We start from the raw sequence: 22,146 nt of genomic DNA on the forward strand, positions 1-22,146 counted from the left end.
ACCCAAAAACAAGTGTAGTTGTTTCTGGAGTTTCCTATTTGGAAACGGCACCTTTTTCAATCCATGTGATGAAAAAGTGTCTGAATAATATCAAAAATTGGCAGAAAATTACTCGAATGTTAAAAGATATAGCTAAAAAATCTAACAAATGATGCCTAGATCTTGTGTTTAATTTGCTACTGACTTTTTTAAAATCAACGGTTTAGTGTTGCTGGGTAGAGAGGAGGGGAGATATTCTAGGATGTGATTTGGATCACGAAGTCAATAGATGTTCGCGATCCATTTATATGGCTGATAATTATGAAACTATGAGCAATTATCCAGCGTATTCAAACAGTTCACAGACTGAGTCAAATAGCTGTTTAGTCGTAACGGAAAGGGTTGGGGTGATAAAGATAGTGTCATCACCTGCGACTACGCCCAGTATGCCTTCTGACTTACCTAGTGAGTCTAGCAAGCGAGCAATCAGTTGAGCAGCGCCAGGGCCTGTGTGTATCACAACTAATGCATTGTTGTGGTCAATATCTAAGACAAGTTCTCTCAAAGAACTTGAAACTGTAGGAACACCCAGCTCAGCAGGAAGACAGTAAACCATCTCCATTTTAGCGTTACGAGTTCGAACCGCGCCAAACTTGGTTAACATACGCGAGACTTTAGACTGGTTGATGCTTTCAAAGCCTTCATGCTTAAGGGCATCAACAATTTCGCCTTGTGAACCAAAACGTTCTTCTTTTAGCAGCGCTTTAAAAGCACGGACCAAGTTGTCTTGTTTTTCTGTATTGCGCATATGTCATTCTTATTCATTAACAAAGATGTTTGCATATTCTCGCATACATATTCAATTTTAGCCAAAACAACCCGGTAATTTGTTAGTCATATCACTGTAAATATTTAATAGAATAATGTGTTATTTGCGACGACTTATTTTGTTATTTCAGTCGATTATCGCCATAATGCCAACTTGCTGTGTAGCACGGTTTTACTGACTTGCGCGAAGTCGCAAAGCTGGCGTTAATTGATTGTAATCACTTTGTGATTAATATAGTTTTTTAACTTTAATTTAGCTCAAGATTACCCTACCAAGAATTTATAAGAGAAAGCTCTCAAGGAGAATAACAATGAAAGTAGCTGTTATTGGTGCCGCTGGTGGCATCGGTCAAGCCCTAGCCCTACTACTTAAGAATCGCCTACCTGCTGGTTCAGATCTTGCACTTTACGACATCGCACCGGTAACTCCGGGTGTTGCTGCCGATCTTAGCCACATCCCAACACCTGTTTCGATCAAAGGTTACGCGGGTGAAGATCCAACACCTGCACTAGAAGGTGCGGATGTTGTACTTATCTCTGCGGGCGTTGCTCGTAAGCCTGGTATGGATCGTGCGGATCTTTTCAATGTGAACGCTGGCATTGTGAAGTCTCTTGCAGAGAAAATTGCGGTCGTATGTCCAAAAGCTTGTGTTGGTATCATTACTAACCCTGTAAACACGACTGTGCCAATCGCTGCTGAAGTTCTTAAGAAAGCGGGCGTTTACGACAAGCGTCGTCTATTCGGTGTTACTACTCTGGATGTGATTCGTTCTGAAACTTTTGTTGCTGAGCTAAAAGACAAAGATCCAGGCGACATTCGCGTTCCTGTTATCGGTGGTCACTCTGGTGTGACTATTCTTCCTCTTCTTTCTCAAGTTGAAGGCGTAGAGTTCACTGACGAAGAAATCGCAGCATTAACGACTCGTATCCAAAATGCAGGTACTGAAGTTGTAGAAGCTAAAGCGGGCGGCGGTAGTGCAACACTATCTATGGGCCAAGCAGCTTGTCGTTTCGGTCTTGCTCTAGTGAAAGCTCTACAAGGTGAAGAGAACGTCATCGAGTGTGCATACGTTGAAGGTGAAGGCGAGCACGCACCATTCTTTGCTCAACCAGTTAAGCTAGGTAAAGAGGGCGCAGAAGCTATCCTTAGCTACGGTGAATTGAGCGATTTCGAACGTAATGCTTTAGACAGCATGCTTGAAACGCTAAATGGCGATATCGAGATTGGTGTTGAATTCGCTAAGTAAGCGAGACACGATTCATTTAGCCAAACAGATATAATAAAAGCCGACTTTATAGGTCGGCTTTTTTGATCTTTTCATCTCAATCTGCGTATTAGAGTCAGTGTAAATTCACTTTGTGAAGGAAAAGATGATGGAAGCAAATCGAATCCGTAAAGGTCTAGTAGTAGAGTGTCAGCAAGGGGTAGGAACTATATTGGTAGTTGACCAAGAAGCAGAAACTGTGTTGTTGGCTAAGCAGGGCTCGGAAGAGCAATTAGCGGTAAGCTTTGATGAGATCGAAGATAACCCTCAACTACACGGAAGTTGTGAGCAGTACTATTAGGTTGAACATGCATCCACTCAGCTATCGACCAATAGATAACAAAAAGGAAGAGCTCAGCTCTTCCTTTTTACTCTAGGGTCTTTGTATTCAGCCTTAGCTAGTTCGCTTCACGGCAAGATGCGCAAGAGTCGTCAGAGCTTGCTTATATTCCGAGTCTGGCAGTACTGAAAGCTCAGCAATCGCTTTGTCAGCTTCTTCGTATGCTTTTTTGGTGGTGTAATCTAACGAGCCTGTCTCTTCCATAGCGGCTAGAATCTCGTTGAGCTTAGCCATACCGTTGGCTTTTTCAATTGCCTCACGAATCATGCTTGCTTGCTCTGGAGAGCCATTGTGCATTGCGTATAAAAGAGGCAAGGTCGGTTTGCCTTCTGCTAGGTCATCACCAACGTTCTTACCCATCTCTTTGCCATCTGCGGTGTAATCCATCACATCATCAATCAGCTGGAATGCAGTGCCTAGGTATTTGCCATAGTTTTGCATTGCCGTTTCGATGTCTGGTGACGACTCAGTCAGAATCGCGCCAATTTGAGTCGCAGCTTCAAACAGGCGAGCAGTTTTCGAGTAGATAACCTGCATGTAGCTTTCTTCAGTGGTGTCTGGGTTGTTGCAGTTCATTAATTGTTGAACTTCACCCTCAGCAATCACGTTTACCGCTTCACTCATTAGCTCGAGGATCTTTAAAGATCCTAGCGTCGTCATCATTTGGAATGAGCGTGTGTAAATAAAGTCACCTACCAAAACACTGGCAGCATTACCAAAGGCTGCGTTGGCGGTTGCCTTACCACGTCTCATGTCTGATTCGTCGACAACATCGTCATGAAGCAGAGTCGCGGTATGAATAAACTCAATAAAGGCTGCAGAGGTAATATGTGCTTCGCCTTGGTAACCAAGAGCACGAGCAGATAAAAGAGCAAGCAAAGGGCGTAGGCGTTTGCCGCCGCCGCTAACGATATAAAAACCAAGCTGGTTGATTAAACTTACGTCAGAATTAAGTTGGGCTTGAATTGTTTCATTCACTTTTGCCATATCATTGGCAGTAAGCGTTTGGATAGCTTTAAAATCCATTGTTCATCCGGCTGAAGTTAGACCCTGTAAGGTTTATACGTTGTATTAATTGTTGAATAATACACTAAAAAACGTTGATTAATACATCGCTTAAGGGCATGATTGCCGCACTTTTCTTTGGCGAACAGGTTTTCGCCAATTTTTTAAAAATATGGCTTGTCATAGCGCCATGATTCCCGTAGAATCTGCGCCCTATTGATTAGTTTAGCGCACACCCGAGTTGTACAAATAACAACCATAGGCTGTGCGGAAAAAGCGGAGTAAAATATGTACGCTGTTTTCCAATCTGGTGGCAAACAACACCGAGTAAGCGAAGGTCAAACACTTCGTTTAGAGAAATTAGACGTTGAAACTGGTGCAACTGTAGAATTTGATAAAGTTCTTCTTGTTGCTAACGGCGAAGAAATCGCTGTTGGTGCACCTCTTGTTGAAGGTGGTAAGGTTACTGCGGAAGTAGTACAACACGGTCGTGGCGATAAAGTAAAAATCGTTAAGTTCCGTCGTCGTAAGCACTCTCGTAAGCAAGCTGGTCACCGTCAGTGGTTCACAGAAGTGAAAATCACTGGCATTAACGCTTAAGTATTAGGAGAGTTTAACAATGGCACATAAAAAAGCTGGCGGTTCTACTAATAACGGCCGCGATTCAGAAAGCAAACGTCTTGGTGTTAAGCGTTTCGGTGGCGAATCTGTTCTTGCAGGTAACATCATCGTACGTCAACGTGGTACTAAGTTCCACGCTGGCACAAACGTTGGCATCGGTAAAGACCACACTCTTTTCGCTCTTACTGAAGGTAAAGTGAAATTTGCTGTTAAAGGTCCTAAAAACCGTAAGTTCGTAAGCATCGAAGCTGAGTAATTTAATCTTTAATTAGATTTTATTATAGCTTTCAAGCTGAATTCAAAAGCCCTGCCGATTCGGCAGGGTTTTTTATTTATAACGAGAATAAAAAAGTAGACGCTCTTGTTTAAGCTTTAACAAGTTTCAAGCAAAGAACCTCTCCTTATTTGTTCCTTGGTTGCAGGTCGGCCTAGATCTTAGGTGATCGATCTAAACTCGGATCTGCTAGAATTTATATCACTCCTTGATGAGTGGTAACGCAACGTAAGTGCGGAGTTAAAAAATGAAATTCGTTGATGAAGCGGTAGTAAAAATAGAAGCCGGTGATGGCGGTAATGGTACAGTGAGCTTTTGGCGCGAGAAATTCGTCGCTAAAGGCGGTCCTGACGGTGGTGATGGCGGTGATGGCGGTGATGTTTACATCCAAGCCGATGAAAACCTAAACACATTGATTGATTACCGTTTCCAACGCTTTTACAACGCAGAGCGTGGTGAGAACGGTCGCGGCGGTAACTGTACTGGTAAACGTGGTAAAGACATCACGTTGAAAGTGCCTGTAGGTACTCGCGCTGTTGATATCCATACTAATGAAATCGTTGCCGAAGTTGCTGAGCACGGCAAGAAGGTGATGGTTGGTAAAGGCGGCTGGCACGGTCTTGGTAACACGCGTTTCAAATCGTCTGTTAACCGCGCTCCTCGTCAAAAGACAATGGGTACTAAAGGTGAAGTTCGTGAACTGCGTTTAGAGCTTCTTCTATTAGCTGACGTTGGTATGCTTGGCCTACCAAATGCAGGTAAGTCGACCTTTATCCGCTCTGTTTCTGCAGCGAAGCCAAAAGTAGCTGATTACCCGTTCACAACCTTGATCCCAAGTTTGGGTGTGGTGAGCGTGGTTCCTGAGAAGAGCTTTGTTGTTGCCGATATCCCAGGTCTGATCGAAGGTGCTGCTGATGGTGCAGGTCTTGGTATCCGCTTCTTGAAACACCTTGAGCGTTGTCGTGTTCTTCTACACATGATTGATATCATGCCGATCGACGGTTCTGATCCTATTCAGAATGCACTAACGATCATTGATGAACTTGAGCAGTACAGTGAAAAAGTGGCACAAAAACCTCGTTGGTTAGTGTTCAACAAAGTTGACCTAATGCCAGAAGAAGAAGCAGACGAAAAGATTCAAGAAATCATCGATGCTTTAGGTTGGGAAGACGAGTACTTCAAGATCTCTGCAGTGAATAAGCTAGGCACTAAAGAGCTTTGCTTTAAACTTGGTGAGTTCATGGAGAACCTACCACGTGAAGTGGAAGAAGTTGCCGAAGAAGAAAAAGTCGACTTTATGTGGGATGACTACCATAAAGATGCGATGAGCGGCAAAAATGTCGTTACCGAAGATGATGACGATTGGGATGATTGGGACGACGAAGAAGATGACGGCCACGTTATCTACGTTCGTGACTAATTGAGTCAATTAGATAAAAACCGCAATTAATATTGCGGTTTTTTTGTATCTAAATCATGAACAGAGTTTTATTGTTAAGGCAAAATTTACCTCTTAAGTATTAACGCCAATGGGAAGGAAATCATGGCATCAAAACAAAGAGCGATCTCAAGACTTGTCGCTCAGTCAGGGCAAATGTTATTAGCGCATGGCGCGGAAAGTACTTTAGTTGGCGACATTATGCGTCGTATCGGTATTGCTTGTGGAGTCGACGAGGTCGAGGTTGCGCTGTCTGCCAATGCACTTGTTGTGACGACAGTAATGAATGATCACTGTATCACGACCACTCGAAGCTGTGCAGATCGTGGGATCAACATGCAAGTGATCACCGATATTCAACGCGTGTGTATCATGATGGAGAAAGGGATCCTCGATTATGGGCTAGCGTATAAAAAGATCCAAAATATCAGCCCTGAGCGCTATAACCGTTGGTTAGTCGTTGTGATGATAGGCCTATCTTGTGCTTCTTTTAGTCGGCTTGCAGGCGGTGATTGGCAGGTGTTCATGATGACCTTTATTGCTTCTGCCTGTGGCATGATCGTCAGACAAGAGATTGGTCATCGCCACTTTAACCCACTGTTAAACTTTGCAATCACAGCTTTTGTTACCACGACTATCTCTGCTCAAGCTGTCCTCTACAATATTGGTGGTCAGCCAACTATCGTAATGGCTTCATCGGTATTGATGCTCGTGCCTGGATTCCCACTGATTAATTCTGTTGCAGACATGCTCAAAGGGCACATCAATATGGGGTTGGCGCGCTTTACCATGGCAAGCTTACTTACTTTGGCGACTAGCTTAGGCATTGTTGCTGCGATGAGCCTATCTGGTGTTTGGGGGTGGGCGAGCTAATGAGTATCTTCGAACTGTTTTTAGGCTTACTTAACGATATGTTTTTTGCAGCGATTCCGGCTGTCGGATTCGCATTGGTGTTTAACGTTCCGCAACGCGCTTTAATTTATTGTGCACTCGGCGGCTCTATCGGTCACGGTAGCCGTTATTTGATGATGCACTTTGGGATTCCAATTGAATGGGCAACCTTCTTCGCCGCAACAGTGGTTGGTCTCATAGGTGTGCATTGGTCTCATAAGCTGTTGGCTCATCCCAAGGTATTTACAGTCGCGGCTCTGATTCCTATGGTGCCGGGCGTCTTTGCTTTTAAAGCGATGATTGCCATGGTTGAGATTAATAGGGCAGGATATAGCCCTGAGCTGGTTGCGATGTTGATGGAGAACTTTTTGAAATCGATGTTCATTATCGCAGGTCTAGCGGTTGGCTTAGCTGTGCCTGGGCTGTTATTCTACCGACGCAGACCTATTGTCTAGCATCCATTTTCTCAGTTAAGGACAGGACTTTCGATTTATGATCATCAGTATGATTGCAGCAATGGCCAATAACCGTGTAATAGGTAAAGATAATCAGATGCCTTGGCACTTGCCTGCGGACTTCGCATGGTTCAAACGCTCAACGATGGGGAAGCCTGTAGTCATGGGCCGTAAAACCTATGATTCGATCGGTCGTCCTTTACCTGGTCGATTGAACATTGTGATTAGCCGTGATGCGAACTTGGAAATTGAAGGTGTGACAACGGTTACCTCAATTGAAAAAGCTCTGGGGTTAGTCAGCGATGTTGAAGAGGTGATGATCATCGGTGGTGGCTCAATCTATGAAAGCTGCCTACCTAAAGCAGATAAGCTGTACCTGACTTATATCGATTTTGATGTTGATGGTGATACTCAATTCCCAGATTGGGGGGAAGGTTGGAAGCAGAGCTTTCACGATATGTATCAAGCGGATGAGAAAAACAAACACAATATGGAGTTTGTGATCCTCGAACGTTAAGGTCCATGGTGTTAGAAACGCTTGCGCTGCGAAATCAGTAGCGCAAGCTTCTCGTATCTCGTATCTCGTATCTCGTTTTTATAACGCTTTTTGAGTAAAAAACTGTTTGTCTTCCCAACGAAGCGCAGTCAGCTCTCCTCCCCAAACACACCCAGTATCTAGCCCTATCACATCTTTACCTTGATAGCCTTCAAGTGCAGCCCAGTGGCCAAAAACAACCGTTTTATCGAGCTTTATACGTTGTGGAAGGTCAAACCATGGCACCAATGGTTCATTAGTAATTTCACTTGGTGGTAGCTTGCATGCCATATCAAGCCGAGCATCGGTAAAGCAGAAACGCATTCGGGTAAGGCTGTTAATCGCATAACGATACCGTTCAATATCGTGCAAATTCACGTCCCATAGATCGGGTGTATTGCTATACATATTCTCGATGAGCCACTGCCATTTATCCGAGCGTAATAGGGCGACGACTTTTTGATTCTCTATGCGAGCTCTTTCAAGGTTCCACTGTGGCGAAATACCCGCATGAGACATTATGAACTCAGGGTGCTCTTGAATTAACGGCTGCTGTCTCAACCATTCGAGTAGCGACTCACGGTCTTCGGCATCTAGGATAGCTTGCGTCTTATCTTTAGGCTTTGCTGGAAACAATCCTAGAGATACCGCGAGCAGGTGTAGGTCGTGATTGCCCAATACCACCTTTGCCGAGTCACCTAAACCACGAATAAAGCGAAGTGTTTCTAGAGACTTAGGACCTCGGGCAACTAAGTCACCAGCAACCCATAAGGTATCTTGTTGTGGATTAAAGTTGATGGCTTCGAGTAATAACTGAAGTTCGTCGAAGCATCCTTGGATGTCTCCGACAATATAATTAGACACAGTATTTTCCTATGGCTGCAAAGGTGGTTAGTTAAGGATGTTAGGAATGGCGAGTCTGAATGGGTCGACTTCGGCAATAAAATCGATGCCCTTGTGATCGGTCATAACATAATGACCCTGCATAACGCCTACGGGCGTTTCGATAACGGTACCACTGGTGTAAGTGTATTCGTCGTTGGACTCGATAATTGGTTGCTGACCAACCACACCATCGCCTTCAATGGTCAGTTGCTTACCGTTAGAGTCGGTAATTAACCAGCGACGTGACATGAGTTGAACCGTACTTTTACTTAGGTTTTTGATAGTAATGATGTAGGCGAAGACATAACGATTCTTCGTAGGCTCAGACTGCTCCTCTATGTACTTAGAGTGAACCTGGCATTTGATACAAGGCGTAGATATATCCATATTCGCACCTTTTGTTGTTGATATACTTAATGTAATTAAAGTATTACATAAAAAAGGCTCCTAACCGAAGTGTAGGAGCCTTTTTATTTTATTTGTCAGCGTTGTGGTTGTCGTGCAACCAGTTCGCCATATCGACAAACTGTTCGAGTGTTAGGTTCTCAGGACGCATGCTTGGGTTGATGCCAAGCTCTTCTAGTACGTCCTTATCAATCAGACTCTTGTAGCAGTTACGAACTGTCTTACGACGTTGGTTAAATCCTTCACGACATACGCGATCTAGCCATTTTAGGTCTTTAGCCGGGTAAGGCAGCACTTCGTATGGCTGAAGACGCACAACTGCAGAATCTACCTTCGGTGGCGGAACGAAAGCCGTTGGTGGCACTTCCAGTACTGGTGTCACTTTACAGTAGTATTGAGCCATCACTGTCAGACGACCGTATGCTTTGCTACCAGGGCCTGCAGCTAGGCGGTTCACCACTTCTTTTTGTAGCATAAAGTGCATGTCTTTAATGTCTTTATGGAATTCAAAAAGGTGGAACATCAGCGGTGTCGAGATGTTGTATGGCAAGTTACCAAAGATACGAAGCTTATTGTTTGGTTTAACAAGTTGCTCGAAGTCGAACTTCATCGCATCACCTTCGTGGATCGTCAGCTTATCAGCTAGGTCCGGGTGGTTACGAAGACGTTCTGCAAGGTCTCTATCCAATTCGATAACAGTAAATTTATCGACAAGCTTACCTACCGGCTCAGTAATTGCGCCAAGGCCTGGACCGATTTCTACTAGGTTTTGACCTGGTAGTGGGTTAATGCTAGATACGATGCCATCAATAATGTATGGATCGTTAAGGAAGTTTTGACCAAAACGTTTACGCGCTTTGTGTCCTAAGTGGACATCATTTCTCATTGCTTTTTCTCTACTAATTCAATGGCGTGCGTGAGCGCTGTTCTAAAGCTCCCTGTATCGGCTTGGCCTTTCCCGGCCAAGTCTAAGGCGGTACCGTGGTCGACTGATGTACGAATAAACGGTAAGCCAAGCGTGATGTTCACTGAGCGACCAAACCCTTTGTATTTCAATACCGGGAGTACTTGGTCGTGATACATACCTAAAACAGCATCTGCATCTTGCAAATATTTTTCATTAAAGATGGTGTCTGCTGGCAATGGGCCAACCAAATTAATCCCATCTTTTTGACGAATTTTTTCTAGCGTAGGGGTGATGGTTTCGATCTCTTCACGTCCTAAACAACCATCTTCACCGGCATGTGGATTCAAACCACATACGTAGATAGTTGGTTTCTCAATCGCAAATTTTTCGACCAAATCTTTATTCAGAATCGCAATGATTTGCTCTAACCTGTCTTCAGTCACTGCTTGAGATACATCTGCTAGTGGGATATGTGTTGTCACTAATGCAACACGCAGCCCTTCTGTTGCCAACATCATTACTACAAGTGGCGTGTTGGACTTCTCTGCAAAGAACTCGGTATGGCCGCTAAAAGCAACGCCAGCTCGGTTAATTACACCCTTATGAACGGGGCCGGTGACAATAGCATCAAATTCATCATTCATACAGCCAATTGCTGCGGTTTCTAAAGTATTTAATACGTAATGACCATTAGCTTCGTTAAGTTGGCCTGCAACAGCGCTTTCAGCAAGTGGGATGTGTTTCACAACCAGTGTGCCAGAGCGTTGCGGTTGCTTTGGTGCAGCAGCGTCGTAATCTAACAACTCTACTTCGATACCAAGTAGTTCAGCACGTTCCACGAGAAGGTTTTTATCTGCACAAACCACAAGTTGGTGAGGCCAGCTCTCTTGAGATAAGGCCAGAGTCAAATCTGGGCCTATCCCGGCTGGTTCACCCGCGGTAATGACAATACGTTTAGTTGTCATCTTTGTCGTCCTCAACCATTTCAACAAAGGCACTCGCTCGTACTTCTTGCAGCCAAGCTCCTGCTTCTTCGTTGAACTTACGGTTAAATAAAATTTGGTAAGCTTTGTTTTTTAAAGCGGAATCTGTACGGTCAACTTCGCGACGGTCCAGTACTTCGACAATGTGCCAACCATGAACCGTTTTAAATGGTGCACTGATTTTACCTTCCGGCAGTGTTTCTACTTGGTGCTTGAATTCAGGTACGTATAAATCCGGTGTTTGGTAGCCTAGCTCACCATCCTGAACGGCTGAGCCCGGGTCTTGGCTATATTGCTGAGCCATATCCCCAAAGCTTGCTTCGCCTGCGTTCACACGACGAGTGATCTCTTCAAGTTGCTCTTTCGCACCGTCATCGCTAAGGATTACGGTTGGTTTAATCAGGATATGACGAGCATTCACTTCAGTAACAGCTACTGTCTCTAAGCCTTTCACATCTTCAATTTTTAGAATGTGGAAGCCGACACCGCTGCGGAAAGGACCAATGATGCTGCCTTTATTTTGCATTTTGATTTGGTCTGCAAAAATGGTTGGCATCTCTTCTTTACGCATCCAACCCCAATCACCACCTTGTAGGGCTTTAGGGCCTTTAGAGTAAGTATAAGCCATGGTGCTGAAGTCTTTACCAGAGTTAAGCTCTTCTACAAGTTCTTTTGCTTGAGCTTCTAGTTCTTCTTTGGTTTGGTCGTCGTTGAAACGAAGTTGAATGTGGCCAATTTTATATTGGACAGTCGCATTAGTCTCTTGAGCAAGAATATCTGCTAGGTTGTCTACTTCCGCTGGAAGGATGTTGATACGACGACGAACAAGAGCGTTACGGGCTTCACTTGCCGCGATCTCTTTTCTTACTTGCTCACGGAATGCGTTGTAGCTCAGACCTTCTTCTGCAACTGATGCAGTGAGTTGTTCTACGGTTTGGTTGTTGTCTTTGGCGATGCCTTCAATCGCTTGATCAAGTCGAGCATCATCAATACGAACACCGATACGTTCCGCTTCTTGAGTTTGGATGGTATCGATAATCAGCTTTTCTAGTACTTGCTCATCAAGTACGTCTTGAGATGGTAATGTCTGACCGCTTTTCTTCGCGTTTGCTCGTAGAGTTTTCATCGAAGTATCGATGTCGCTCTGTAAGATCACGCCTTCGTTTACGATCACTCTTACGCTATCGAGTTCAACTGGCGTAGCAAAGCTTGTTGATACAGTGCAAGCTGCTGCGATAGCGATTAATGTGCGTTTCCACAATGTCATGTGTAATCCTTTAAACTTACTGATGCGTTATCAATAAAGAAAATTAGTTATTTAAGAAGAATGGACGACCGTAGCTCAGAGAGTTATCAGAACTGCTTTCCCCAATTGCGCCTGAGTCTGAGCCGATATTGGTACCAAAGCCAATAATACCGAAGTTCACACTGAAGTTGTTTTCGTATTCAGGAGTAGTATTTGGAACGCTAATGTTATTCGTCAAACGGTTACTATAGGTAAATCCGATGTACCAACAATCTGATTTGTAGTTTAAACGTGCTAACCACTCTAGATCTTCTTGTGTGGTTAAGTCATAGAAATATTGAGCACTGGTGCTCCACTTTGGTGAAATTTGGTAGGCACCAAGTAACCCCGCTTGTGAAATACCGTCTCTTGTTATTGATGATACGTCAAAATCTACCGTTTCATTTATGTACTCTTCTGTTACATAACGGTAATTGGTTTGTATGTAGCCACTAGAGAAACGGTATTCTAATGTACTGTTTGCGAGCTGCATGGCTGTGGTATCGATGTCGTATTGCACACCACCATGATAGAACAGGTAGTCATCATAGTTGAAATCCACTTCAATAGCCCAAGACGAATAATTAGTTTGATTATCAGAGTCGTCGTTGTCTAAAGTCTGTTTTGTATCTTTATCGATATAAAAAATTTGGCCGAAAGAGATATTGAGGCGCTCTTTATATTCATCATCAAAGAAGCGAGATGAGGCGCCATAGCTGATTTGGTTTGCCGCAGCAATGCGGTCTACGCCACTGTATTTACGACTTCTAAATAAGCCGTAATAATCTGTTTGTAATAGTGTAGTGTCGTACAAGCCAATATCACTTTGCTCTTGCTCTGGTACATACAAATACTGAACCTGTGGCTCGAGTGTTTGAGTGTAGTTGCCAACGATAGTAGTATTACGCTCAAGAACGATACCAGCATGACTTCGAAATTCAGGTATAACTCGACTTACCGATTCTTCTAAATTTTTGTATTCATCACTTGTTTTATCAACGCCATCAAGATCTTGTTGGTAGTATGTACCAAGTAGTCGAGCTTCAGTTGTCCACGTACCCCAAGTATTTCCTACTGGTATAGTTATACCCGGCTCTACATGGATGCGAGTCGCAGATGGCTTGCCCTTGGCATCGGTATCAAATACCGATACATGACTGATCATATCGAAATCTAAATATTCCATTACTTCTGGAGCGTAGTAATTATACTCAAGCTGCGGCATTAGGCGGTATGGTAGGTTATTACTCGTTGTAAGGACTTGGAAGTCTCGAACAAGCACTGACGCATCCCAGTTGTGAGAACGGTAAGTCGCTTGACCTTCCTGCAATAGTTGACCATCTTCACGGTTACCGATACTACTTGAGCTAACGTCAGTAAAGTAATCTATGTCACTGACTTTGGAGTAATCAACTTCAAACAACCACGACTCTTGGAAAATCCCTGTGTGCTCTAGCTGCGCGCCCCAGCGGTCACCTTTATCTTTGAACTTCTTATCATCTGGTAGGTATTCAGACTTAATGCTACCTGAACCGAAATCACTTAAGTAACGGAATTTACTGTTCAGTTGCGTTCCACGTTCTTGCATGTACTTGAAGGTGGTTTCTAAGTCGTAGTTTGGTGCCAGGTTCCAATACACTGGGATCTCGGCTTCAAAGCCGTCGCTTGAACCGTATGACACGGTTGGATAAAGGAAACCTGTCTTACGTGTATCGCCAATAGGAACGGTTAGGTAAGGCAAGTAAAATACAGGGACACTTTGAATTTCAAAACGCGGGTTATAAAAAGTGGCTTGTTCTTCGTCTTGATCAACATCGATACTTGATGCTCTCAGGCGCCAAGCGTTGTCCCCAATAGGACAAGAGGTGATTGAGCCATCTTCGATTTCATAAACAGCTTTACCTGTTTTCGCGATATAAACAGCATTGCCACGGCCTGGTTCACAAAGAAATTCGTAGTCGGTGTTTTCTAGCGTCATTTCATCAGTAGTCAGATTATTTGTTGCTCTGTCTGATATTGATTTAATTTGACCATCACTAAAGTTTACGTTGCCTTCAGCTACAACGATGTTTTCTTGTTGGTGCAGAGTTACGTTATCAGCAAGGATGGTCTTGTTTCCTTGCGTAACTCTTACGTCACCTGAATATATTGCCTTGTCACCATTGATAGCCTCTAAGCGATCGGACTCAACATGAGCGGGTAGTTGAGTCTCGTTTTCTGCAGCGGGCTCGATCAAGCATTGATCTATAGAGGGCATTTCCTGCACACTACTATCGGTTATTGTTTCAGCTTGAGTTGTCGACACGTATAACGCCGTACTTATAGACGCGGCTAACAAGGTGCGGGAAAAAGATTGCATGAAGTTGAACTATCCTGTGTCACTAGATGAAGGGTTGATCTAGTATCAATCCAATAAATAAAGCATTTTCCTTATGATAAAGGAAATATTAGCATTCAGCATCATCAGACAGCATTACTCAGATAAAATTCATAGATAGAGAACACATAATGCAAATATTTGGCAAAATTTTGGGCGCTTTCTTTGGCTTTCTATTTGGAGGGCCACTTGGTTTAGTTTTTGGTCTATTTTTAGGACACCAATTCGATAAAGCTCGCCGATTGAACCAATCTGGGTTCAACACCTCTGGTTTTGGGCGTGGTCCAAACCAAGCTGAAAGACAAAACGAGTTTTTCAAATCTGCATTTGCGGTTATGGGGCATGTTGCCAAAGCGAAAGGTCAGGTTACGCCAGAAGAGATTCAACTCGCTTCTACTATGATGGAGCGTATGAATCTTCATGGTGAGCAACGCAGAGCGGCGCAAGATGCATTCCGCGAAGGAAAAGAGAGTGACTTCCCGTTAAATGATGTCCTTGAACGAGTCAAAATCTCATCGGGTGGGCGTTTTGACCTTCTTCAGTTCTTCTTGGAGCTTCAAGTTTCAGCTGCATTCGCTGATGGAAGTTTGCATCCAAGTGAGCGTCAGGTTCTTCATAAGATTGCTCAAGGCCTTGGTTTTTCTGCAGAGCAACTTGAACGCCGCTTGCAGATGCAAGAGGCGGCATTCCGTTTTCAACAGCAGGGTGGAAGCTTCGGTGGTGGTCATCAAGGGCAGTCGTCAGGTTGGCAACAAGCATCACAACAGAACCAGTTGGCCGACGCGTTTAAAGTGTTAGGTGTGAGCGAGAACGCGGAAGGTAAAGAAGTTAAAAAGGCCTACCGTAAGCTGATGAATGAGCATCACCCCGATAAACTGATGGCGAAAGGTCTACCGCCTGAAATGATGAACGTTGCGAAAGAGAAATCACAAGAAATTCAAAATGCTTACGACCTAATTAAGAAGGTCAAAGGGTTTAAGTAATCGAGTACAAAGCCGAGTAATGCTAAGAAGTTACTCGGCTTTTTTATTTAAAGGAATAAATATGTCTATCAGTTATCAAGACGTTCTGGACTTTTGGTTTGATGAGCTAACACCAAAGGATTGGTTTACTGGTGGTGACCACATTGATGCTTTGATTAAAGAGCGATTCTCGGATTTACACCAAGCTGCAACTCAGGGGGAGCTGTTTGAATGGCGACAAATTGCACAAGGGCGCTTAGCTGAGATTATTGTATTGGACCAGTTTTCAAGAAACATCGGCAGAAATAGCCCTGCTGCATTTTCAGCTGACCCTATGGCGCTAGCATTGGCGCAGGAAGCGGTAGCGGGTGGCTTTGACCATCAACTTAGTCAGCAACAGAAAAGCTTTCTGTATATGCCTTACATGCACAGTGAGTCACTGTTAATTCATGAGCTGGCGATTGAGTTGTTTTCTCAAACTGGCTTAGAAAATAATCTTGATTTTGAGTTTAAGCATAAGATTATCATTGAGCGTTTTGGTCGTTACCCTCACCGTAATGAAGTGCTAGGGCGAACTTCGACTCCCGAAGAAGTTGAATTCTTGCAGCTGCCTGGTTCAAGTTTTTAGCTCTAGAACACAGTGAAATAGATGAAAAGAGGCTAGTGGTTAATATACCACTAGCCTCTTTTTTGTTTTAGTCGTGAGCGACTGGCAGCAAGCTATTTTGCTTGGTTGAGTGACCAATCGTACTCATAGCTAATTTTGTCGGTATTCTTTACAGGCTCAGCTCGATATTGATCTAAGTGTTGAATCAGCTGCTGTTGGTTACCAAAGTCCACTGCGAACCACTCGTAAATCGATGATAGCTGGAGCTTATTGCCTTTAACCACCACACCTTTGTCACTATTCACAAACTCAGAGGCTGCTTGTTCCAGTAGAGTTTCGGTGTTGTCAGAAGTAAAGGCTTGAGGCTGGAGGTTTGGACACCCTAGGCTGGCACAGTTTACGGCGTAGTGTGTACGTGGATCTCGCCATATTGGTCTTAGGATGCGGTGCTCAATGTCGTTGAGTGTCAGTGATTTACCATTTACTGATACGACATCATCTCCCCATGGCCCAAAGCTAAACAGACCGCCGAGTTTAGTGATAGATTTTACTGGGTAGGCATCGAGAATTAATTCAACAGTCACGGCATTGTATAGATTGACCCAGTAAGCGTACTGCTCTGCTTTTGGGTACTCGAGTGGGTTCATCTGCTCTAACTGCTTGATGTATTGTTTCAGCTTTGACTTCTCTGTAGCGGTCACTGCTTGATAACGAACTAACGTATTTTGCCCTTGTTTAACCAAGTAGCTATCGAGGAATTGCTGCCAGCTTTGATGAGAAACTTGTTCTGAGTTGGCCTCATTACTTTGATTCCAGTACGGCCACAGTTCAGACTTAGGTGCCGACCAAGCTAAGGTTGAAAAAAGTAGGCTGATAATAACGAGTAGTTGTTTCATGGCATTCTCCTGATAGCTGACTACTAAGACCTTATGCTTTACGATTTTCTTTCATGGCTCTTTAGTTAAATAACAGATCAGAGTTTGTAGACACTTTAGACTAAAGCTGAACCAAATAAAAAAGGTTGGCACTTGGCCAACCTTTGGATTTATTCAGAAACGTCTCATTATTTTAGGAAGCTAGGAATCTTAGCTTCAAACTCTGAAATCTTATCAGCGTGCTGCAGCGTTAGACCGATGTTGTCTAAACCGTTCAGTAGGCAGTGACGACGGAACTCATCAATTTCAAACGAGTATTGTTTGCCATTTGCGCTCACTTTCATTGCTTCTAGATCAACGGTAACCTCTGCGCCTTCGTTCGCTTCTACGAATTGGAAAATCTCATCCACTTCTTGCTCAGTCAATCGAACAGGAACCATTTGGTTGTTGATTGAGTTACCGTAGAAGATGTCTGCAAAGCTTGGCGCAATCATCACTTGGATGCCGTAATCAGCAAGTGCCCAAGGTGCGTGTTCACGAGATGAACCACAACCAAAGTTTTCACGAGCAAGCAGGATTGAAGCGCCTTGGTAACGCGGAACATTCATCACGAATTCTGGGTTTGGCTGTTCGCCAGCATCGTCTAGGAAGCGCCAGTCATGGAATAAGTGCTTACCAAAACCAATGCGGTTCACTTTCTGTAGGAACTGCTTTGGAATGATCGCATCAGTATCGATGTTGGCCGTATCTAGAGGAACGACTAATCCGGTGTGTTGTTGAAAACCTGACATGTTAAATCCTCTAATTAAAGTTCACGAATATCGACAAAGTGGCCAGCGATCGCTGCGGCTGCAGCCATTGCAGGACTAACTAGGTGCGTACGACCATCACGGCCTTGGCGACCTTCAAAGTTACGGTTTGATGTAGACGCGCAGCGCTCTTGTGGACCAAGACGGTCGTTGTTCATTGCAAGACACATAGAACAACCTGGTAAACGCCACTCAAAACCGGCTTCTTTGAAGATAACATCTAAGCCTTCAGCTTCAGCTTGAGCTTTTACTTGCTCAGAGCCCGGAACGATAAGCGCTTGCACATGTTTTGCTACTTGGCGACCTTTCGCTACTGCAGCGGCTGCGCGCATGTCTTCGATACGAGAGTTAGTACAAGAGCCAACGAATACTTTATCTACGCTGTAATCTGATAGAGATTTACCCGCTTCTAAGCCCATGTATGCCAGTGCTTTTTCAGCCGATGCTTTTTCAACAGGGTCTGCGAAGCTTTCTGGTGCTGGGATAGGTGCATCAACAGAAATTACCTGACCAGGGTTAGTGCCCCAAGTTACTTGTGGTTTGATGTCTGCGGCTTCTAGAGTTACTACAGCATCAAACTTTGCGTCAGCATCGGTTTTTAGTGTGTTCCAGTATTCAACGGCAGCGTTAAACTCTTCACCTTCTGGAGAGAATTTACGACCCTTGATGTATTCGTAGGTGGTTTCATCCGGTGCAATCAAGCCTGCTTTAGCACCCAACTCGATAGCCATGTTACATACCGTCATGCGGCCTTCCATTGTAAGGTCGGTAATTGCCTCACCGCAGAATTCAACCACGTAGCCAGTACCTCCAGCCGCTGTTGTTTTACCGATGATCGCTAGCACGATATCTTTGGCAGTGATGCCTGGAGCAACCTTACCTTTTACTTCGATCTTCATGGTTTTAGCGCGAGCTTGTTTCAGCGTTTGAGTTGCTAGCACGTGCTCAACTTCTGAAGTACCGATGCCGAATGCAAGAGAACCAAATGCACCGTGTGTTGCGGTGTGCGAGTCACCACAAACGATAGTCATACCCGGTAGAGTAATACCTAGTTCAGGGCCCATTACGTGCACAATACCTTGGTATTTGTGGTTTAGGTCGTAAAGCGTTACACCAAACTCTTCACAGTTTTTTGATAGCGTTTCCATTTGGATACGCGCCATCTCGCCAGAAGCATTAATGTCTTTGGTTTGTGTGGATACGTTGTGATCCATGGTCGCGAAAGTCTTGCCTACTTGGCGAACTTTACGTCCCTTTTCACGCAGGCCATCAAAGGCTTGAGGTGACGTTACTTCGTGGACTAGGTGACGGTCGATGTAAAGAATCGGGTTTTCGCCTTCCGCTGCTACTGCAACGTGCGCGTCGTAAACTTTTTCGTATAAGGTTTTGGCTTGCTGGTTTGTCGACATAGCTTTTCTTCCTTGGGAGCATCAGTCCCAGTGTTTGTTTCTAGCCAAGTCAGGCACTTTGGATGACTTGGCTGGATATTATTCTTATGTACTTACTTTAGATCGTTATGCTTATGAAGCTAAGATGTACTCTGCAATCTTGTCACCCATTTCAGAGGTGGTTAGCGCTTGTTTATCGCCTGCTAGGTCTGCTGTTAGCTCGCCTGCTGAAAGCGCTTTAGATACCGCTGTTTCAATGTCTTGTGCTGCCGCTTCTTCGCCTAGGCTGTAACGAAGCATTAGCGCTGCAGAAAGAATTTGTGCAACTGGGTTTGCAATGTTCTTACCTGCGATGTCTGGTGCACTGCCTCCTGCTGGTTCATATAGACCGAAGTTGCTTTCGTTCAAGCTTGCAGAAGGAAGCATACCCATAGAACCAGTGATCATTGCGCACTCATCAGAAATGATGTCGCCGAAGATGTTTGAACACAGCATTACGTCAAACTGAGATGGATCTTTGATTAGCTGCATGGTCGCGTTGTCGATGTACATGTGGTTTAGCGTTACATCTGGGTAGTCTTTTGCGATCTCTTCGACAACTTCGCGCCATAAGATAGAGCTCTGTAGAACGTTCGCTTTATCAATGGAGTAAACGTTTTTGTTACGTAGACGTGCCGATTCAAAAGCAATCTTTGCGATACGTTCGATTTCGTAGCGGTGATAAACTTCGGTATCAAACGCTTTTTCCGTAGCGCCTTCGCCTTCACGACCTTTAGGTTGACCGAAGTAAATACCGCCTGTTAGCTCACGTACTACCACGATGTCAAAACCGCGCTCGGAGATATCAGCACGAAGTGGAGAGAAAGACTCTAAACCTTTGTGAATTTGCGCAGGACGAAGGTTACAAAACAGTTGGAAGTGTTTACGTAGAGGAAGTAGGGCGCCACGCTCAGGTTGGTCATTGGGTGGAAGGTGCTCCCACTTAGGACCACCAACTGAGCCGAAAAGTACTGCGTCAGACTCTTCACAACCTTTCACTGTAGACTCTGGTAGTGGACAACCGTGGTTATCTATGGCGATACCACCAACATCATACTCTTCGCGAGAAAAGCTAATCGCATGCTTCTTTTCGATCGCGTCTAGCACCTTGTGTGCTTGCTGCATTACTTCTGGGCCAATGCCATCACCAGGTAGTACGGCAATTTTGTATGATTTATCAGTCATGTTAATCCTTTAATTCTTTGTTACTGAGCTATTTGGCTCGTTTTAAATTTTGTCCCTAAAGCCAATAACATCGGCTCTAGGGCTCTGTTATTGGGTACTTAAACTGTCGCGATTTTTTGCTGTTTCATTTCAGCAATGGTGTCTGCGCGTTGAATGCTATTGATAACGTGCAGTAGCGCCTGACCAGAAGCTTCAACGATATCTGTTGAAACGCCTGTGCCGTGGTACTTACGACCTTTATAGTTAGCAATGATGTCAGCTTGGCCTAAACCATCTTCACCTTCACCTTTCGCGGTTAGGTCGAACTTATCTAGTACGATTTCGTAGCCAGTTAAGCGGTAGATACACTGGTATAGCGCGTCAACAGGACCGTTACCGACAGCGGCTTCGCACTTCTCTTCATCACCACATTGCAGCTTGATGCTGGTTGTAGACATTACACTACCAGATTGTACGCTTAGGTAGTTAAGTTTGTAGAAGTCATCTTCGTCACGTAGATTCGCGAAGTGCATCAATGCTTCTAAGTCGTAATCGAAGACTTGACCTTTACGGTCAGCAAGCTTCAAGAAGTCTTCGTACAATGAATCTAGGCTGTACTCGTTGTCTTTGTAACCCATTGCGTCCATATGGCTCTTAACAGCAGCACGACCACTACGGCTGGTTAGGTTCAACGCCTTGTTTTTCAAGCCAATAGACTCAGGAGTCATGATCTCGTAAGTATTTTTGTTCTTTAGCATGCCATCTTGGTGGATACCTGAAGAGTGGCTGAATGCGTTAGCACCAACGATCGCTTTGTTGTCTTGAATTGGCATGTGGCAAAGCTGGCTCACCAATTTACTGGTGCGGTGGATCTCTTGATTATCTAGGCCGGTATGAACACCTAATAACTCTTGACGAGTTTTGATGATCATTGCGATCTCTTCTAAAGAACAGTTGCCCGCGCGTTCACCAATGCCGTTAATGGTACCTTCTACTTGGCGAGCACCAGCTTGTACCGCTGCGATTGAGTTAGCAACCGACATGCCTAAGTCATCGTGACAGTGAACTGAGATGATTGCTTGGTCGATGTTTGGTACGCGGTCAAATAGCGTTTTGATAATACCGCCAAACTCGTTAGGCACTGTGTAGCCCACTGTGTCTGGAATGTTGATAGTTTTCGCGCCTGCGTTGATGGCAGCTTCAACCATACGGCATAGATTATCGATAGGTGTACGGCCTGCATCTTCACAAGAAAATTCAACATCGTCTGTGTAGTTACGTGCGTGTTTAACGGCTTTTACTGCCATCTCTACCACATCATCGTAGCTGCGACGCAATTTATCTTGAACGTGAACCGTCGATGTAGAAATAAAGGTGTGAATACGGAATTGCTCAGCCACTTTTAACGCTTCTGCTGCTGCATCGATATCTTTCGCTACAGCACGAGAAAGTGCACAGATACGGCTATCTTTGATGTTCTTTGCGATAGTTTGTACTGATTCAAAATCACCCGGAGATGATACTGGGAAGCCAGCTTCGATTACGTCCACACCCAGTCTTTCAAGTGCATAAGCAATTTGTAACTTCTCTTTTACTGTCAGGCTTGCAGCTAGAGCCTGCTCGCCGTCACGTAAAGTCGTATCAAAAATTATCACTTGATCGTTCATGGGTGCTTCCTTATATCGATATTGTATCGATTGCTATCCAAATTATTATTGAGAATGATGTTCTTTTAAAAGTGCCAGTTACAAAAAAACCCGCTCAGCGCGGGTTTTAATATTTGTGTAGTTCTTGACCCACAACTTACCCGCGCGATTGGTTCACGATAA

At 44.3% G+C, this 22,146-nt stretch carries 23 protein-coding genes; 10 read left to right on the forward strand and 13 right to left on the reverse strand.

Annotation, left to right across the window (positions count from 1 at the left end; translation table 11 throughout):
- Positions 1–316: 316 nt before the first annotated feature.
- A complete protein-coding gene (gene argR, locus OCV52_RS01725; RefSeq protein WP_004740827.1) occupies positions 317–787 on the reverse strand; it encodes a transcriptional regulator ArgR in 471 nt (156 codons plus the stop codon).
- A 331-nt stretch (positions 788–1,118) separates the two neighbouring features.
- Between argR and mdh the strand changes: the two genes are divergently transcribed.
- Positions 1,119–2,054 (forward strand): malate dehydrogenase, encoded by a 936-nt coding sequence (mdh, locus tag OCV52_RS01730; RefSeq protein ID WP_004740826.1) that lies wholly within the window; start codon positions 1,119–1,121, stop codon positions 2,052–2,054.
- 127 nt (positions 2,055–2,181) lie between these two features.
- Positions 2,182–2,373, forward strand: coding sequence for a hypothetical protein (locus OCV52_RS01735; RefSeq protein ID WP_004740825.1), 192 nt, complete (start codon positions 2,182–2,184; stop codon positions 2,371–2,373).
- Positions 2,374–2,466: 93 nt separating this feature from the next.
- On the opposite strand, the gene ispB is transcribed toward OCV52_RS01735, so the two are convergent.
- The gene (ispB, locus tag OCV52_RS01740) at positions 2,467–3,438 is read right to left on the reverse strand and encodes an octaprenyl diphosphate synthase (protein WP_137407209.1); all 972 of its coding nucleotides are present in this window, start codon (positions 3,436–3,438) and stop codon (positions 2,467–2,469) included.
- Positions 3,439–3,705: 267 nt separating this feature from the next.
- Between ispB and rplU the strand changes: the two genes are divergently transcribed.
- The 6 genes from rplU (at position 3,706) to folA (ending at position 7,613) form a co-directional block, all read left to right on the forward strand.
- Positions 3,706–4,017 carry a 50S ribosomal protein L21 gene (gene rplU, locus OCV52_RS01745; RefSeq protein WP_004740823.1) on the forward strand — a complete coding sequence of 104 codons (312 nt, stop codon included), beginning with the start codon at positions 3,706–3,708 and terminating at the stop codon, positions 4,015–4,017.
- 19 nt (positions 4,018–4,036) lie between these two features.
- Positions 4,037–4,294: a 50S ribosomal protein L27 gene (rpmA, locus tag OCV52_RS01750; protein ID WP_004735905.1), complete on the forward strand. Its 258-nt coding sequence runs from the start codon at positions 4,037–4,039 to the stop codon at positions 4,292–4,294.
- A 265-nt stretch (positions 4,295–4,559) separates the two neighbouring features.
- The gene (gene cgtA, locus OCV52_RS01755; protein ID WP_137407208.1) at positions 4,560–5,732 is read left to right on the forward strand and encodes an Obg family GTPase CgtA; all 1,173 of its coding nucleotides are present in this window, start codon (positions 4,560–4,562) and stop codon (positions 5,730–5,732) included.
- A gap of 123 nt (positions 5,733–5,855) precedes the next feature.
- A complete protein-coding gene (locus OCV52_RS01760) occupies positions 5,856–6,623 on the forward strand; it encodes a threonine/serine exporter family protein (protein ID WP_008220033.1) in 768 nt (255 codons plus the stop codon).
- The gene (locus OCV52_RS01765) at positions 6,623–7,096 is read left to right on the forward strand and encodes a threonine/serine exporter family protein (RefSeq protein WP_170222432.1); all 474 of its coding nucleotides are present in this window, start codon (positions 6,623–6,625) and stop codon (positions 7,094–7,096) included. The genes OCV52_RS01760 and OCV52_RS01765 overlap by 1 nt, the downstream gene beginning before the upstream one ends.
- Before the next feature lie 37 nt (positions 7,097–7,133).
- Positions 7,134–7,613 carry a type 3 dihydrofolate reductase gene (folA, locus tag OCV52_RS01770; protein ID WP_137407207.1) on the forward strand — a complete coding sequence of 160 codons (480 nt, stop codon included), beginning with the start codon at positions 7,134–7,136 and terminating at the stop codon, positions 7,611–7,613.
- A 78-nt stretch (positions 7,614–7,691) separates the two neighbouring features.
- Here the strand turns inward: folA and OCV52_RS01775 are convergent, their stop codons facing one another.
- From OCV52_RS01775 to lptD, 6 genes are all read right to left on the reverse strand, one after another.
- Positions 7,692–8,495: a symmetrical bis(5'-nucleosyl)-tetraphosphatase gene (locus tag OCV52_RS01775; RefSeq protein WP_137407206.1), complete on the reverse strand. Its 804-nt coding sequence runs from the start codon at positions 8,493–8,495 to the stop codon at positions 7,692–7,694.
- Positions 8,496–8,522: 27 nt separating this feature from the next.
- Positions 8,523–8,903 carry a Co2+/Mg2+ efflux protein ApaG gene (apaG, locus tag OCV52_RS01780; protein ID WP_004740817.1) on the reverse strand — a complete coding sequence of 127 codons (381 nt, stop codon included), beginning with the start codon at positions 8,901–8,903 and terminating at the stop codon, positions 8,523–8,525.
- Between the two features lie 88 nt (positions 8,904–8,991).
- Positions 8,992–9,807, reverse strand: a complete 816-nt coding sequence (rsmA, locus tag OCV52_RS01785) for a 16S rRNA (adenine(1518)-N(6)/adenine(1519)-N(6))-dimethyltransferase RsmA (RefSeq protein WP_063523468.1) — start codon at positions 9,805–9,807, stop codon at positions 8,992–8,994.
- Positions 9,804–10,793 carry a 4-hydroxythreonine-4-phosphate dehydrogenase PdxA gene (gene pdxA / locus OCV52_RS01790; RefSeq protein ID WP_137407205.1) on the reverse strand — a complete coding sequence of 330 codons (990 nt, stop codon included), beginning with the start codon at positions 10,791–10,793 and terminating at the stop codon, positions 9,804–9,806. The genes rsmA and pdxA overlap by 4 nt, the downstream gene beginning before the upstream one ends.
- Positions 10,783–12,078 (reverse strand): peptidylprolyl isomerase SurA, encoded by a 1,296-nt coding sequence (surA, locus tag OCV52_RS01795; protein WP_137407204.1) that lies wholly within the window; start codon positions 12,076–12,078, stop codon positions 10,783–10,785. Before surA ends, pdxA begins: the two co-directional genes overlap by 11 nt.
- A gap of 43 nt (positions 12,079–12,121) precedes the next feature.
- Positions 12,122–14,455 carry an LPS assembly protein LptD gene (gene lptD, locus OCV52_RS01800; protein WP_137407203.1) on the reverse strand — a complete coding sequence of 778 codons (2,334 nt, stop codon included), beginning with the start codon at positions 14,453–14,455 and terminating at the stop codon, positions 12,122–12,124.
- A 149-nt stretch (positions 14,456–14,604) separates the two neighbouring features.
- Here lptD and djlA point away from each other — a divergent pair, with 149 nt between their 5' ends.
- Positions 14,605–15,456, forward strand: coding sequence for a co-chaperone DjlA (gene djlA, locus OCV52_RS01805; RefSeq protein WP_137407202.1), 852 nt, complete (start codon positions 14,605–14,607; stop codon positions 15,454–15,456).
- 61 nt (positions 15,457–15,517) lie between these two features.
- Positions 15,518–16,063, forward strand: a complete 546-nt coding sequence (locus OCV52_RS01810; RefSeq protein WP_137407201.1) for a DUF924 family protein — start codon at positions 15,518–15,520, stop codon at positions 16,061–16,063.
- Positions 16,064–16,155: 92 nt separating this feature from the next.
- Here the strand turns inward: OCV52_RS01810 and OCV52_RS01815 are convergent, their stop codons facing one another.
- From OCV52_RS01815 to leuA, 5 genes are all read right to left on the reverse strand, one after another.
- Positions 16,156–16,938, reverse strand: a complete 783-nt coding sequence (locus OCV52_RS01815; RefSeq protein ID WP_137407200.1) for a DUF547 domain-containing protein — start codon at positions 16,936–16,938, stop codon at positions 16,156–16,158.
- 167 nt (positions 16,939–17,105) lie between these two features.
- Positions 17,106–17,708 carry a 3-isopropylmalate dehydratase small subunit gene (gene leuD, locus OCV52_RS01820; RefSeq protein WP_137407199.1) on the reverse strand — a complete coding sequence of 201 codons (603 nt, stop codon included), beginning with the start codon at positions 17,706–17,708 and terminating at the stop codon, positions 17,106–17,108.
- Positions 17,709–17,722: 14 nt separating this feature from the next.
- Positions 17,723–19,135, reverse strand: coding sequence for a 3-isopropylmalate dehydratase large subunit (gene leuC / locus OCV52_RS01825; RefSeq protein ID WP_137407198.1), 1,413 nt, complete (start codon positions 19,133–19,135; stop codon positions 17,723–17,725).
- Positions 19,136–19,246: 111 nt separating this feature from the next.
- Positions 19,247–20,338, reverse strand: a complete 1,092-nt coding sequence (gene leuB, locus OCV52_RS01830) for a 3-isopropylmalate dehydrogenase (protein ID WP_004740807.1) — start codon at positions 20,336–20,338, stop codon at positions 19,247–19,249.
- 98 nt (positions 20,339–20,436) lie between these two features.
- Entirely contained in the window at positions 20,437–21,984 is a 1,548-nt protein-coding gene (leuA, locus tag OCV52_RS01835) for a 2-isopropylmalate synthase (RefSeq protein ID WP_137407197.1), read from the reverse strand.
- Positions 21,985–22,146: the final 162 nt, after the last annotated feature.

This window comes from Vibrio chagasii (genome assembly GCF_024347355.1).
GTDB lineage: Bacteria > Pseudomonadota > Gammaproteobacteria > Enterobacterales > Vibrionaceae > Vibrio > Vibrio chagasii.

Bases quoted from the DNA above. Each gene is read 5' to 3' on its own strand.
- argR (WP_004740827.1), bottom strand. From the start codon at position 787: ATGCGCAATACAGAAAAACAAGACAACTTGGTCCGTGCTTTTAAAGCG.
- mdh (WP_004740826.1), top strand. From the start codon at position 1,119: ATGAAAGTAGCTGTTATTGGTGCCGCTGGTGGCATCGGTCAAGCCCTA.
- OCV52_RS01735 (WP_004740825.1), top strand. From the start codon at position 2,182: ATGGAAGCAAATCGAATCCGTAAAGGTCTAGTAGTAGAGTGTCAGCAA.
- ispB (WP_137407209.1), bottom strand. From the start codon at position 3,438: ATGGATTTTAAAGCTATCCAAACGCTTACTGCCAATGATATGGCAAAA.
- rplU (WP_004740823.1), top strand. From the start codon at position 3,706: ATGTACGCTGTTTTCCAATCTGGTGGCAAACAACACCGAGTAAGCGAA.
- rpmA (WP_004735905.1), top strand. From the start codon at position 4,037: ATGGCACATAAAAAAGCTGGCGGTTCTACTAATAACGGCCGCGATTCA.
- cgtA (WP_137407208.1), top strand. From the start codon at position 4,560: ATGAAATTCGTTGATGAAGCGGTAGTAAAAATAGAAGCCGGTGATGGC.
- OCV52_RS01760 (WP_008220033.1), top strand. From the start codon at position 5,856: ATGGCATCAAAACAAAGAGCGATCTCAAGACTTGTCGCTCAGTCAGGG.
- OCV52_RS01765 (WP_170222432.1), top strand. From the start codon at position 6,623: ATGAGTATCTTCGAACTGTTTTTAGGCTTACTTAACGATATGTTTTTT.
- folA (WP_137407207.1), top strand. From the start codon at position 7,134: ATGATCATCAGTATGATTGCAGCAATGGCCAATAACCGTGTAATAGGT.
- apaG (WP_004740817.1), bottom strand. From the start codon at position 8,903: ATGGATATATCTACGCCTTGTATCAAATGCCAGGTTCACTCTAAGTAC.
- rsmA (WP_063523468.1), bottom strand. From the start codon at position 9,807: ATGAGAAATGATGTCCACTTAGGACACAAAGCGCGTAAACGTTTTGGT.
- pdxA (WP_137407205.1), bottom strand. From the start codon at position 10,793: ATGACAACTAAACGTATTGTCATTACCGCGGGTGAACCAGCCGGGATA.
- surA (WP_137407204.1), bottom strand. From the start codon at position 12,078: ATGACATTGTGGAAACGCACATTAATCGCTATCGCAGCAGCTTGCACT.
- lptD (WP_137407203.1), bottom strand. From the start codon at position 14,455: ATGCAATCTTTTTCCCGCACCTTGTTAGCCGCGTCTATAAGTACGGCG.
- djlA (WP_137407202.1), top strand. From the start codon at position 14,605: ATGCAAATATTTGGCAAAATTTTGGGCGCTTTCTTTGGCTTTCTATTT.
- OCV52_RS01810 (WP_137407201.1), top strand. From the start codon at position 15,518: ATGTCTATCAGTTATCAAGACGTTCTGGACTTTTGGTTTGATGAGCTA.
- OCV52_RS01815 (WP_137407200.1), bottom strand. From the start codon at position 16,938: ATGAAACAACTACTCGTTATTATCAGCCTACTTTTTTCAACCTTAGCT.
- leuD (WP_137407199.1), bottom strand. From the start codon at position 17,708: ATGTCAGGTTTTCAACAACACACCGGATTAGTCGTTCCTCTAGATACG.
- leuC (WP_137407198.1), bottom strand. From the start codon at position 19,135: ATGTCGACAAACCAGCAAGCCAAAACCTTATACGAAAAAGTTTACGAC.
- leuB (WP_004740807.1), bottom strand. From the start codon at position 20,338: ATGACTGATAAATCATACAAAATTGCCGTACTACCTGGTGATGGCATT.
- leuA (WP_137407197.1), bottom strand. From the start codon at position 21,984: ATGAACGATCAAGTGATAATTTTTGATACGACTTTACGTGACGGCGAG.